This is a genomic window from Variovorax sp. YR216, assembly GCF_900107745.1.
Taxonomy (GTDB): domain Bacteria; phylum Pseudomonadota; class Gammaproteobacteria; order Burkholderiales; family Burkholderiaceae_C; genus Variovorax.
This window is the reverse complement of sequence record NZ_FNRO01000001.1, coordinates 468112-480850: the sequence shown is the minus strand read 5'-3', so window position 1 is coordinate 480850 and position 12739 is coordinate 468112. Positions and strand designations below refer to the sequence as shown.

Annotated in this window: 12 protein-coding genes; 3 read left to right on the top strand and 9 right to left on the bottom strand. The window is 66.3% G+C overall.

Annotation, left to right across the window (positions count from 1 at the left end; genetic code table 11):
• Positions 1–19: 19 nt before the first annotated feature.
• From BLW05_RS02290 to BLW05_RS02270, 5 genes are read right to left on the bottom strand one after another with little or no spacing between them, the layout of a single operon-like run.
• Positions 20–1291 (bottom strand): acyl-CoA dehydrogenase family protein, encoded by a 1272-nt coding sequence (locus BLW05_RS02290; protein WP_093159156.1) that lies wholly within the window; start codon positions 1289–1291, stop codon positions 20–22.
• Between the two features lie 44 nt (positions 1292–1335).
• Complete coding sequence (locus BLW05_RS02285; RefSeq protein WP_093159153.1) at positions 1336–2424, bottom strand: phosphotransferase; 1089 nt, start codon at positions 2422–2424, stop codon at positions 1336–1338.
• A gap of 11 nt (positions 2425–2435) precedes the next feature.
• On the bottom strand, positions 2436–3155 hold the full coding sequence (locus BLW05_RS02280) for a Crp/Fnr family transcriptional regulator (RefSeq protein WP_093159151.1): 720 nt from the start codon (positions 3153–3155) through the stop codon (positions 2436–2438).
• Between the two features lie 55 nt (positions 3156–3210).
• Positions 3211–3990, bottom strand: a complete 780-nt coding sequence (locus BLW05_RS02275; RefSeq protein WP_093159148.1) for an oxepin-CoA hydrolase, alternative type — start codon at positions 3988–3990, stop codon at positions 3211–3213.
• A gap of 19 nt (positions 3991–4009) precedes the next feature.
• A complete protein-coding gene (locus tag BLW05_RS02270) occupies positions 4010–5530 on the bottom strand; it encodes a 3-hydroxyacyl-CoA dehydrogenase (protein ID WP_093159146.1) in 1521 nt (506 codons plus the stop codon).
• A gap of 146 nt (positions 5531–5676) precedes the next feature.
• Here BLW05_RS02270 and BLW05_RS02265 point away from each other — a divergent pair, with 146 nt between their 5' ends.
• A complete protein-coding gene (locus BLW05_RS02265; RefSeq protein ID WP_093159143.1) occupies positions 5677–7821 on the top strand; it encodes a type IV pilus assembly protein FimV in 2145 nt (714 codons plus the stop codon).
• Here the strand turns inward: BLW05_RS02265 and BLW05_RS02260 are convergent.
• From BLW05_RS02260 to lexA, 4 genes are all read right to left on the bottom strand, one after another.
• Positions 7811–8983 carry an MFS transporter gene (locus BLW05_RS02260; protein ID WP_093159141.1) on the bottom strand — a complete coding sequence of 391 codons (1173 nt, stop codon included), beginning with the start codon at positions 8981–8983 and terminating at the stop codon, positions 7811–7813. The genes BLW05_RS02265 and BLW05_RS02260 overlap by 11 nt on opposite strands.
• Positions 8980–9987 (bottom strand): D-2-hydroxyacid dehydrogenase family protein, encoded by a 1008-nt coding sequence (locus tag BLW05_RS02255; protein ID WP_093159138.1) that lies wholly within the window; start codon positions 9985–9987, stop codon positions 8980–8982. Before BLW05_RS02255 ends, BLW05_RS02260 begins: the two co-directional genes overlap by 4 nt.
• An 86-nt stretch (positions 9988–10073) precedes the next feature.
• Complete coding sequence (locus BLW05_RS02250; RefSeq protein WP_093159135.1) at positions 10074–10415, bottom strand: hypothetical protein; 342 nt, start codon at positions 10413–10415, stop codon at positions 10074–10076.
• A gap of 145 nt (positions 10416–10560) precedes the next feature.
• Positions 10561–11235 (bottom strand): transcriptional repressor LexA, encoded by a 675-nt coding sequence (gene lexA, locus BLW05_RS02245; RefSeq protein ID WP_088956850.1) that lies wholly within the window; start codon positions 11233–11235, stop codon positions 10561–10563.
• 72 nt (positions 11236–11307) lie between these two features.
• On the opposite strand from lexA, the gene BLW05_RS02240 reads away from it, so the two are divergent.
• Together BLW05_RS02240 and BLW05_RS02235 are read left to right on the top strand one after the other, a co-directional pair.
• Positions 11308–12297, top strand: a complete 990-nt coding sequence (locus BLW05_RS02240; RefSeq protein ID WP_093159133.1) for an asparaginase — start codon at positions 11308–11310, stop codon at positions 12295–12297.
• Between the two features lie 13 nt (positions 12298–12310).
• Positions 12311–12727: a hypothetical protein gene (locus tag BLW05_RS02235; RefSeq protein WP_093159130.1), complete on the top strand. Its 417-nt coding sequence runs from the start codon at positions 12311–12313 to the stop codon at positions 12725–12727.
• Positions 12728–12739 lie beyond the last annotated feature (12 nt).

Genomic DNA, 12739 nt, shown 5'->3' with positions numbered 1-12739 from the left:
GTGCCGGAAGGAACGGCGCTCAGAAGCGCGTGACGGGCATGGTGTCGTCGGTCTTGCCGGTGCCGTACTTGCCCAGCTCCCACTTCGCGATCGCATTGCGGTGCACTTCGTCCGGGCCGTCCGCAAAGCGCAGCGTGCGCGCGCCCGCGTAGGCGTAGGCAAGCGGGAAGTCGTCGCACATGCCGCCGCCGCCGTGCACCTGCATGGCCCAGTCGATCACCTGGCAGGCCATGTTCGGCGCGACCACCTTGATCATCGCGATCTCGGTCTTCGCGACCTTGTTGCCGGCCACGTCCATCAGCCAGGCCGCCTTCAGCGTGAGCAGGCGGGCCATGTCGATCTTGCAGCGCGCCTCGGCGATGCGCTCCTGGGTCACCGTCTGCGATGCGACGGTCTTGCCGAAGGCGACGCGCGAGCTGGCGCGCTTGCACATCAGTTCGAGTGCGCGTTCTGCGAGGCCGATCAGACGCATGCAGTGGTGGATGCGGCCCGGGCCGAGGCGGCCTTGGGCGATCTCGAAGCCGCGGCCTTCGCCGAGCAGCATGTTGCCGGCCGGCACGCGCACGTTCTCGAAGTACATCTCGACGTGGCCGTGCGGCGCATCGTCGTAACCCATGACGTTGAGCGGACGCACGATGCGGATGCCCTTCGTGTCCGCCGGCACGATGATCATGCTCTGCTGCGAATGCTTGGGCGCGTCGGGGTCGGTCTTGCCCATGGTGATGAACACCTTGCACCGCGGGTCGGCCGCGCCGGAGATCCACCACTTGCGGCCGTTGATGACGTACTCGTCGCCCTGGCGCTCGATGCGCGTCGCGATGTTGGTGGCATCGCTCGATGCGACTTCAGGCTCGGTCATCGCGAAGGCGGAGCGGATCTCGCCTTCGAGCAGCGGCTTGAGCCAGCGCGACTTGATTTCCTCGGAGCCGTAGCGCGCGATGGTCTCCATGTTGCCGGTGTCGGGTGCCGAGCAGTTGAATGCCTCGCTGGCCCATGGCACGCGGCCCATGATTTCGGCGAGCGGTGCGTATTCCTGGTTGGTCAGACCCGCGCCCTCGTAGCCCGATGCGGCGGCGCTGTCGACCGGCAGGAACAGGTTCCAGAGACCCTGGGCCTTGGCCTTGGCCTTGACCTTTTCGACGGTGTTGAGCGCGCTCCAGCGCTTGCCGGCTGCGGTGTTGGCCGCCAGCTCGGCCGCGTACTCCGCTTCAGCCGGGTAGATGTTGTCTTCCATGAAGGCGGTGACGCGCTTCTGCAAGTCTTTGGTTTTGGCCGAGTATTCGAAGTCCATATCGTCTCCTGTGGGGTAAGGGTTTCAGCAGGTCGCTGCCGCGATCAGGCCCGCTGGGCGAACTGCCATGCCATTTCGGCCATCGGCCGCGCCCCGCGGCCCGAAGCCACGGCCTGTTCGCTCGAGGCGGTGCCGGCCTCGACCCGCTTGGCGATGCCTTGCAGGATGGCCGCCATGCGGAACAGGTTGTAGGCCTGGTAGAAGTTCCAGTCGGGCGCCAGCGCTTCGGGCGTGGTGATGCCGGTGCGCTCGCAGTACTTGCGGATGTATTCGCTCTCGGTGGGAATGCCGAGGCTCCTGAGGTCGAGGCCGCCGATGCCGCGGAACGATCCGGGCGGGATGTGCCACGACATGCAGTGGTAGCTGAAGTCCGCGAGCGGATGGCCGAGCGTGGAAAGCTCCCAGTCGAGCACGGCGATCGCCCGCGGCTCGGTGGCGTGGAACATCAGGTTGTCGAGGCGGAAGTCGCCGTGGACGATCGAGGTCATCTTCTCGTCGCGCGCGCTCGCCGGGATATGCGCCGGCAGCCATTCCATCAGCCGGTCCATCTCCGGGATCGGCTGCGTGACCGAGGCGACGTATTGCCTGCTCCAGCGGCCGATCTGGCGCTCGAAGTAGTTGCCGGGCTTGCCATAGTCGGCGAGGCCGCGTTCGGCGAACTTCACCGTATGCAGGGCGGCGATCACGCGGTTCATCTCGTCGTAGATTGCGGCGCGCTCCGCATTGCTCATGCCGGGCAGGGACTGGTCCCACAGCACCCGGCCTTGCATGAATTCCATGATGTAGAAGGCGCGGCCGATGACGGATTCGTCCTCGCACAGGCAGTACATCCGCGGCACCGGCACGTCGGTGCCGGCGAGGCCGCTCATGACCTTGAACTCGCGCTCGACCGCATGCGCGGAAGGCAGCAGCTTGGCGACAGGGCCGGGCTTCGCGCGCATCACGTAGCTCTGCGTGGGAGTCACCAGCTTGTAGGTCGGGTTGGACTGCCCGCCCTTGAACATCTCCACCGTCAGCGGGCCCTTGAACCCGCCCAGGTTCTTTTCGAGCCAGGCGGTCAGCGCGTCGACGTCGAACTGGTGCTGTGGGGAGATGGCACGTGTGCCGACGAATTTGTCGAAGTCCTGGGTCATGTCTCTGAGATTTATTGATCGGCTTCTGAAATGCGCATCAGCGCGGCCCGGTCGAGCACCACCAGTCCGCCCGGTTCGATGCGAATCGCTTCCTCGCGCTCCATGGCCTTGAGTTCCTGGTTGACCCGCTGGCGCGAGGCCCCAAGCAGTTGCGCGAGTTCTTCCTGCGCGAGTTGCAGCCCGATCCGCATCTGGCTGCCATCGGCGAGATTCGGCACCCCATAGCTGCGCACCAGATGGATGAGCTGCTTCGCGAGCCGCGCTCGCAAGGGCAGGGTGTTCAGGTCCTCGACCAGACCGAAAAGCGTCCGGATGCGGCGCGCTTGCAGCCGCATCAGTGCTTCGTAGAGTTCCACGTGGCTCGCGAGGATCTTCTGGAAGTCCGCGCGTGCCACGCAAAGAATCGTGGAGTCCCCATGCGCGTACGCATCGTGCGTGCGCCTGTCCCCATCGAACATCGCCACGTCGCCGAACCAGATGCCCGGCTCCACGTAGGTCAGCGTGACCTGCTTGCCCGACACCGCGGTCGAGCTCACGCGGACCGCGCCCTTGGCGCAGGCGATCCACTGCTCGGGCGGATCGCCGCGCGCGCAGATCAAATCGCCGTCCTTGTATCGCTTGACAAATGCACATCGGAGGATGTCGTGGCGCAGTGATGGAGAAAGAGAAGAAAACCAGCGACCACCGTTGATCGCTTCACGTTCTTCGATGGTAAGAATGGGGTCGTCCATGGGCTGTCCTGTCGGTGACTGAAATGCCTGGGGTTGTCACGAGAGCGACGCCGCGCTATTCGTAGCGCGGGGTCTCTTTGGAAAGAAATGCCGCGATGCCGATGCCGGCATTGGCGTGATGGAGGTTGCGCACGAAGTGATCGCGCTCCTGCGACAGGTGCGAAACCAGCGATGCGCCGCGTGCTTCGCCCAGCAGTTCCTTGATGCTTGCCATCGAGTTCGGTGCGCGTGCATTGATCTTTGCCGCCAGTGCGAGCGCGCCGGAAAGCGCTTGACCGTTCTCGGTCAGCTCGTTGACGAGGCCCAGCGCATGCAGGCGCGCGGGTTCGAGCCGCTCGCCGAGCATGAGCCACTCGCTGGCGAGCTGGCGAGGCAGCGCGCGCCCCAGGTGCCAGCTCAGGCCGCCGTCCGGCGAGAGCGCGACGTTGCTGTACGAAGCGGCGAACACCGCGTCGCGCGCCGACACCACCAAGTCGCAGGCCATTGCGAGCGAAAAGCCCGCGCCGGCCGCGGCGCCTTCGACGGCTGCAATGACGGGCTTGGGGAAAGTCCGGATCGTGTCGATCCAGGTGTGCAGCGCCTCGATGCTTTCTGCCTGCACCGAGGGGTCGAGTGCGCGGTTGTTTTGCAGCCGCTGCAGCGAGCCGCCGGCGCAGAACCATTTACCTTCGCCGACCATGACGACGCTGCGGATCTCGGCGTTGTTCTCGGCGCCGTTGAAGGCCTCGATGCCGGCCGCATACATCTCGGGGCCGAGCGCATTGCGCTGCGATGGATTGGACAGGGTCAGCACCATGGTGCTGCCTTCGGTGGTGCTCTTGAGTTCTGCGGTCATGGTTGTCGTCTCTTGGTCTCTAGTCTTCTTGATGGGTGAGGCTCAGGCCAAGCGCGCCTCGGCGGCGCAGCCAAGGGCTCGGGCGGTAGCGCGGATCTCCGTACACGGTCTGGAGGTTGAACAGGATTTCCAGCATGTTGGTCGGACCATAAAGATCGCCCATCGCCAGAGGCCCTCGCGGATAGCCGAGGCCGAGCCGCACCGCGAGATCCAAATCGGCCGGCGTGCAGACCCCCTGCTGGCACATGTCGCAGGCGATGTTGACGATCGTCGCAACGACGCGCTGGGTGACGAAGCCGCCGCTGTCGCGGATCACGCTGACCGCCTTGCCGTCGCGCGCGAACAGCGCATGGGCCGCGTCGCGGATGTCGCGGCGCGTGGCCGGATTGGTGGCGAGCACCCGTCGCTTGGTGGCGGCATCGTCGACCATCATGTCGATGCCGACGGTGCGGGTGGCGTCGAGGCGGTCGACCGCCGCGACGGTCGTGACGTCGAAGCCCAGCGGCGCGACCAGGATCAGTGCGGCGGGCGAGGGCGCCGCGCCGCTTTCGAGCTGCGCGCCGAGCGCGTGGACCAGCTTCAGCAGTTCGGGGCGTCGTGCCGCGCGCGGCGATACCCAGACCGGCGGAATCGTGTCGACCGTAGGCACAGGCGGTTCCGCGACTTGCTGCATCGCGCCGTCGGGATACCGGTAGAACCCCTCTCCGCTCTTGCGGCCCAGCGCGCCGGCGGCGAGTCGCTGAGCGGTGATCACGCTGGGGCGGTAGCGCGGTTCCTCGTAGTACTGGCGGTAGATGGACTCCATCACCGGATGGGACACATCGAGTGCCGTGAGATCGAGCAGCTCGAACGGGCCGAGCCGGAAGCCGGCCTGGTCCTTGAGGATGCGATCGATGGTGGCGAAGTCGGCGACGCTTTCCCCGGCGATGCGCAGCGCCTCGGTGCCGTAGCCGCGCCCCGCGTGATTCACGATGAACCCGGGCGTGTCCTTGGCCTGCACCGGGCTGTGGCCCATCTGCGTCGCGTAGCCGGCCAGCCTGCGGCAGACCTCGGGATCGGTCTTGAAGCCCGCCACGACTTCGACCACCTTCATCAGTGGAACCGGATTGAAGAAGTGGAATCCCGCCATGCGTTCCGGATGCTTGAGCGCGGCCGCAATGGCAGTGACCGACAACGACGATGTGTTGCTGACCAGTGTTGTCGACGGGGAGACCACGGCCTCGAGGTCGCGGAACAGCGCTCGCTTGACGTCGATGTCCTCGACGATGGCCTCGATCACCAGGTCGCAACCGGCAAGGTCCTGCATCGAGCCGGCGGTCTGCACGCGACCGGAAAGCGCTTCGAGTTGCGCCGCATCGAGCTTGCCTTTCTCCTGCAGCTTTCGCCATTGGGCGAGGATCGCGTCGCGGCCTCGCTCGGCGGCTCCCTCAAAGCTGTCCAGCAGCAGGACCTGGCTTCCGGCCTGCGCTGCGATCTGGGCGATGCCTCGCCCCATGGCGCCTGCGCCGATTACGGCGGTATTGGAAAAGTTCACAGTCATTTGATAATTGTCTCTCGGTGAATAGGGGGGGCTGACCACCGTGTCAGAATGCGTCAACTTTTGATTGCTTTTCGCATCCCATTTTGCAACTCCCACGCTTAGCGGCGAGCCTGCTCCTCCTCGGAGTCGCCCTCGAATCACCCGCCTTGACGATCGGGCGCCCGCAAGGTGCCGTCTGGATCGGCAAGCCGATCGACATGGTGATTCCCCTGGCGCTCGACGCGGCAGAAGCCGGTGGGTCCTTGTGTCTCGGGGCCGAGGTGCTGCAGGGCGACACGCCCATGCTCGAACGCCGGGTGACTGTTTCCCTCGAGTCGGGCAGCAGCCCCGGCAATTCCAACATTCGTGTGCGCACGACCGCTCCGGTCGATGAGCCCGTCGTCACGATCACGGTGCGCGCGGGCTGCGACATGAAGTCGACACGCAGCTATGTGCTTCTGGCCGACGTGCCTTCCGATGTCACGCCGCCGGGTGTGGCGATAGCGGGTGCGCGGCCGTCGTCCGATGCGGTGCCGGTGCAAAGACAGCCTGCACGGTCCGCATCTCGCTCGGCGAGTGGGGGCGGCGGTGGTGTCGCGAGTCCCGATGGTTCCGGTAGTCCGACGGCACGCCGTGCCGCGGCACGCTCTTCGGCAGAACGCGAAAACACCGCACAGGCCGCCGCACCGCAGGCAAGTGCCCCCGTGGCTGCGGCGCCGCGCCGCGCCGCGCCGGTCATCCCGCGCGCAGTGCCCGCTGCTCGGCCGACACCGGTCGCTCCGACGAAGACTGAATCCGTTGCAACAGGTCCCCGGCTGCAGGTCGAAGCGCTCGAGCCCGAGCCAGCCAGGGACAACGGGCTGAAGACCACCGCCCAGCTCGTGCCGCCACCGGTCGAGGATCCGGCCCGCCGCGCCGCTGCCGCTGCGCTGTGGGGCGCGATGAATCCCGCTGCCGAACAGGCGCAGCGCGAGAACCCGCGCAACAAGGAACTCGAAGCCACACTGGCCGCGTTGCGCGAACAGACCGCGCAGAACCAGCGCGCGCTCCTCGAATTGCGCAGCGAGCTCGCTCAGGCTCGTGAGAGCCAGTTCCGCAATCCGCTGGTCTATGCCCTGATTGCCGGACTGCTACTGGCGCTGGTCGCTCTTCTGCTCCTGTGGCGCGCGAATCGCCGTGCCGCGGCCTCTGCGTGGTGGCGCGAATCGGTGCTGCAGCCCGAAGGCACAGGCAGTTCCAAGCGGCTGCGCCGCGATGGCGGGCTGCTCGATGAAGGCGAATCGGACCCCGATTCCGAGGACGAACCGCCCAGGAAGCGTACGCTCGGCATGACGACCTTCGGCGCCACGCCCTTTGCACCTCTGGCGCCGGACGACGATGACGAGGCCGGCGCGCCGCCGCCCGCCGCGCGACCGCTCGAAGGCGCCGCAGCCCGCCCGGTCAACACCGAAGAACTGTTCGACGTGCAGCAGCAGTCGGATTTCTTTCTCTCGCTCGGCCAGCATGACCAGGCGATCGACGTGTTGCGCGAGCACATCGCCGCCAACCCGGGCACGAGCGCGCTGGCGTACCTCGACTTGTTGCGCATCTACCATTCGCTCGACCGCCGCGAGGACTACGCGCATCTCGCCGAGGAGTTCGAACGTGCGTTCAATGCCGATGTGCCGCCGTTCGACAAGTACACCGACGCAGGCAAGGGACTGGAGCACTACCGTAGCGCGCTCGCGCGCATCGAATCGCAATGGCCGGCGCCGAGCACGCTGGCGCTGATCGAGGAACTGATCTTCCGCAAGCCCGGCGTCCACGAAGACGGTGCCTTCGATCTCGCGGCGTACCAGGAGCTTCTGCTTCTCTACGGCCTGGCCAAGGAGGTGATCGAGCCCGAGCCCGAGCCCGACACCGCACCGCCCGCTGCGGAGATGCCTGCGCCGTTCACGGACACGCATTCACCAACCGCCACCGCGCCGCTCTGGCCCGACACGATGCCGCCCGTCATGCATGACGGGCCGACGCTGCCTCCTTCGATCTTTGGTTCGATCGACGACAGGCTGCACCACGACACGGTGATGGTCCCTGACGCGCCGGTCATGCCGGCGCAAGGCGAGGAGCGGGAGGCTCCGCCGCGCGCCGTGCCGCCGCCGGAGCTGGACCTCGCAGAGTTCGACAAGACAGCCTACGAAACCATGCCGACGCCGATCGAGCCCCCGAAGCCGCCGGCCCCGTCGAGCGATCCTCACATCATCGATTTCGAACTCTTCGATCCGGCCACCGAGGCCGAGATCGCGCCGAAGGCGAAGTCGATCAAACGCTGACGGCAGGGGCGCGCCTCTGCGCCCTGTCGACCGAGACGCTCAGCGCAAGTGCGGCGAGCACCGTCGTGAAGCCGACCCAGTTCATCCAGCCGATCGCGCCGTTGGCGAGCAGCCAGCCGCCCGCGCCGGCGCCGATGGCCTGGCCGATGTAGATCCCGGAACTGTTCAGCGCGACCGAGCCCGGCGCAAGGGCGGGAGACAGCGACACCAGCCGAGCCTGCTGCGCCGAATTGGTCGCGAAGCAGCCCAACCCCCACGGCGTGAGCAGGACGGCCAGCCAGGCCAGGCTGACACCCAGAGGCCAGAGGAGCAGGCTCAATGCGATCAGCGCCGTCGTCAGCAAGACCATGCGCGATGCGCCGAGGCGATCGACATAGCGGCTCACCAGCATGTTGCCCACCACGCCACAGGCTCCGAACCACGCCCAGATCAGCCCGAGCTGCGTTGCGTCGGCGCCGAGCCGCTCCTTCAGGATGGGGGCGAAGTAGCTGAACAGCACGAACTGGCCGGAGCCCTGTAGCGCCGTCACACAGACCACGCCCATCAGGAGCGGGCTCTTGAGGACACGCCCCCAGGCATCGCGCGACAACGCGGCGGGGCGGATGCCGGACGGCAGCTTCAGCCATATCCAGCCGGCACTCATCAACGAAAGCAGCGCAATGGTGCCGAAGGCTGCACGCCAGCCCAGGTGGCCTCCGATCAGGGCGCCAAGGGGCAGGCCCAGCACCGAAGCCATGGACCAGCCCAGGAAGACGAAGGTCACGGCGCGCCCGCGTTGCTCCGACGGCACCAGCAGTCCCGCACACGCGGCCGCCTGAGCCGTGAAGATCGCCGGCGCGATCACCGTCAACATGCGAACCGGCAGCAGGGCGCCGAAGGTGGGCATCAGGGTGGAGACCAGATGACCGCAGGCATACCAGAGCATCGTGCAGGCCAGCAGCACGCGCCGGTCCCAACCGGCGACCAGCGCCGCCAGCAGCGGGGCGCCGACACACATCACCACGGCGGCGGCAGTGATGAGCTGGCCGGCGGTCGCCGCGCCGACCTGGAGTGACGAGCTGAGCTCGTTGAGCGTGCCGGGCACCACCATGACACCCGTGCCGATCACGAAGTTGCCCGCCAGCAGGGCCCACAAGGCGGCCGGCAGTGCGGGCTGCTTCAACGGCGGACCTGCAGCGCGCCGGGATTGACGATGTTCGTCGGATTGCCCTTGATGAAGCTCACGACGTTGTCGAACGCCTGCCCGAAGTACATCTCGTAGCTTTCCTGCTCGACATAGCCGATGTGCGGCGTGCAGATGCAGTTCTCGAGACGGAGCAGGGCGTGGCCCTGCAGCGGTGGTTCGCTTTCGAAGACATCGATGGCCGCCAGACCGGGCCGGCCGCGATTGAGCGCCGCGAGGAGCGCGTCCTGCTCGACCAACTCGGCGCGCGAGGTGTTCACGAACAGGGAGGTCGGCTTCATGCGCGACAGGTCCTCAAGTGTGACGAGTGCGCGGGTTTCCTCCGTGAGGCGGAGATGGACCGACAGCACGTCAGCCGCCGCGAAGAAGGCTTCGCGATTCGGCGCGACCTGAAAGCCGTCGGACCGCGCCTTGGCAAGACTCTGCTCGCGTCCCCAGATGACCACCTGCATGCCGAACGCCTGGCCGTAGCGCGCGACCAATTGCCCGATGCGTCCGTAGCCCCAGACGCAGAGCGTCTTGCCCTTGAGCACGGAACCCAGTCCGAAATTCGCGGGCATGGATGCCGACTTGAGCCCCGACTGCTGCCAGGCGCCGTGCTTCAGGTTGCTGATGTACTGGGGCAGACGACGCATTGCCGCCATGATCAGTGCCCAGGTGAGTTCAGCCGGCGCTTGCGGAGACCCGGTGCCTTCGGCCACTGCGATGCCGAGCTCTGAACAGGCGTTCACATCGATGTGGCTGCCGACGCGGCCGGTCTGGGAGATGAGCCTCAGCTTGGGCAGCTTCTCGATCAACTGCCGCGAGATGTGAGTGCGTTCCCGGATCAGCACGATCACTTCGGCATCCTTGAGTCGAACCGAGAGCTGCCCGATACCCTTGACGGTGTTCGTGTAAACCTTGGCTGCATAGGCATCGAGCTTGGAGGCGCACTGCAGCTTGCGTACCGCGTCCTGGTAGTCGTCGAGGATCACAATATTCATGGCGTGCATTGTGCCTTGCACGACCCGCCGGCTGTGTCGGCGCATTGCCCGGCGTCGGGCAATGCACGCAACGCCGGGTTGGGGTTTCAATGCATGCGGGCGCAATGGCCGGCCGCGTCCGCGGCTTCGAGCGCGGCCAGTCGGTCGAGCTCCGCGCACACATCCGCCATGCGACCGGAGATGACCACCCGGCCCGGGTGCCGATGGGGCTGTTGAGCATCGACCATGCGAACGACGCGCAGCGGCCGCGCGCTGGCGGACGCATCCCGGACTGCGGGACTCTGCCGCGATGCGCAGCTTGGGCGGACGCCAACATAGCGCAATCCCGATGAATTGACGTGACGCGAGCGCCGTGCCGGCATCCAGCGATCGGCCAGCGACTGCAGGGGCGTGAACAGGTCGACGATGCTGAGAAGAGCGATTCCCATGTGAACTCCAGGAGGTAGAGATTGAACACAGGCAGGATTGCTTTCATTGCCTCGACAGGGTGATGGCTAGTGCCATACGCCCGCCACCTGTCGCGGATGGTCATGAGGCGAACGCAGCTTTCGTCGCGTTGACCTGTACGGATGGCTACATCAACATCGTGTTGCGTATCAGCCCGACCGCGAGGCCTTCGATCTCGAAGGGTTCGCCGGGCTGAACAACGATCGTGGGGTAGTCGGGATTTTCAGCGTGCAGCTCGATGACCTGCTTGTTCCGCTTGAGACGCTTGACGGTGACCTCATCGCCCAGGCGGGCAACCACGATCTGCCCGTTGCGAGCTTCCTTGGTGGCTTGCACCGCGAGAAGGTCGCCGTCCATGATGCCGGCGTCGCGCATCGACATGCCGCGCACCTTGAGGAGATAGTCGGGCTGGCGCTGGAACAGCGTGTTCTCGACGTAGTAGGTCTGGTCGATGTGCTCCTGCGCGAGGATCGGTGAGCCGGCGGCGACCCGGCCGATCAGTGGCAGCGCAAGCTGCGCCATGCCGGGCAGGGACAGCGAATACTGGTTGTTCCGCGATTCGTTGAGCGCGCGCAGCGCTTCGCCCTTGAGGCGGATGCCTCGCGAAGTGCCGCTCACCAGTTCGATGACGCCCTTGCGCGCCAATGCCTGCAGATGCTCTTCCGCCGCATTGGCCGACTTGAAGCCCAGCTCGGCCGCGATCTCGGCGCGCGTCGGCGGGGCGCCGGTGCGGGCGATGGCGCTTTGAATCAAGTCCAGAATCTGCTGCTGGCGGGCGGTAAGCTTGACGGCGAACTGCATGGTGACTCCTGAAGGACTGGGTGCATATCCAGTACCTGTATTTTTAACCAGTTTCCCTGGGATTGGCAAGCAATGCGCGAAAACATTCAAGGCGGCAAGCGGCGGGTCGTCGTTCTTGGCACTGGCGGCACGATTGCAGGACGTGCCAGCCACGCGGGCGACAACATCGGCTACACCGCCGGGCAGGTGGGTGTCGCGGACCTGCTGACGGGTATCGAGGCGCCCGACGGTGTGGCGCTTCTTGCAGAGCAGGTGTCGCAGATCGACAGCAAGGACATGAGCTTTGCGACCTGGCAGAAGCTTGCACAGCGGTGTGCGCATTGGCTCGCAGAAGCGGATGTGGCGGGCATCGTCATCACGCATGGGACCGACACGCTGGAAGAGACTGCCTTCTTTCTCCAATCGGTGCTGTCGGCCTCCAAGCCCGTCGTGCTGACCTGTGCGATGCGTCCGGCGACCGCGCTGGCCCCCGACGGTCCTCAGAATGTGCGCGATGCCGTCGTGGTCGCAGCGACGCCGGGTGCGCGAGGCGTCGTGGCGGTTTGCGCGGGGACCGTGCACGGCGCCACCGATGTGCAGAAGGTCCACACCTATCGCCTCGATGCCTTCGACTCCGGGGATGCCGGCGCGTTGGCGTACGTGGAGGAGGGCGCCGTTCGGGTGCTGCGCAATTGGCCCGAGCCGCAGGTTGCAACGCCGGTTTTCGATCGTGTCGTCAGCGCGGCATCGTGGCCGCGCGTCGAGATCCTGGTGAGCCACGCCGAGGCGAGGGGCGCGATCGTCGATGCGTTGGTCGCCGAACGCAAGCGAGGTGCTCCCGACGCCGTGCAGGGCATCGTGCTTGCCGCGACCGGCAACGGCACCCTGCACCATGCGCTGGAGGCGGCCGCATTGCGTGCGCAGGCCGCAGGGATCGCCGTCGTGCGCGCGACCCGTTGCATGCAGGGTCGTATTCTCCCGAAGCCGAACGAAGCCTTGCGCGACGCGGGCGCGCTGACGCCGGTCAAGGCACGTATCGCGTTGGCGCTGGAGCTTCTCCCAGGGAGCGCGCAGTCCTCTTGACGGGAGCCGTCCGATGCTCGATGCACTGCGCACGACCACCTGGGTCTATCCGACGCTGGAGGTCGTGCACATCGTCGGGATCGCGCTGCTGCTTGGCAATCTCGTGGCGCTCGAGATGCGTGTGTTCGGACGGGCGGCCACTCTCCCTGTGCATGGCCTGGCGCGACTGTCGCTGACCATCGCCTTGAGCGGTTTCGCGCTCGCGGCGGCCAGCGGCGCACTGATGTTCTCAACCCAACCATCCGAGTTGCTCGCGAACCGGGCCTTCGTCTTCAAGATGGGACTGCTCGTGGCCGCGGGCTGCAATGCCGTCTGGTTCCACGCCCGCGGCTCGCTTGCCAAACTCGATCCACTGGCGCGGATACAGATGTTGTCGTCCACTGCGATCTGGCTGGCCGTGGTGTTCTGCGGCCGATGGATCGCCTACTGATCGAAAGGAGCC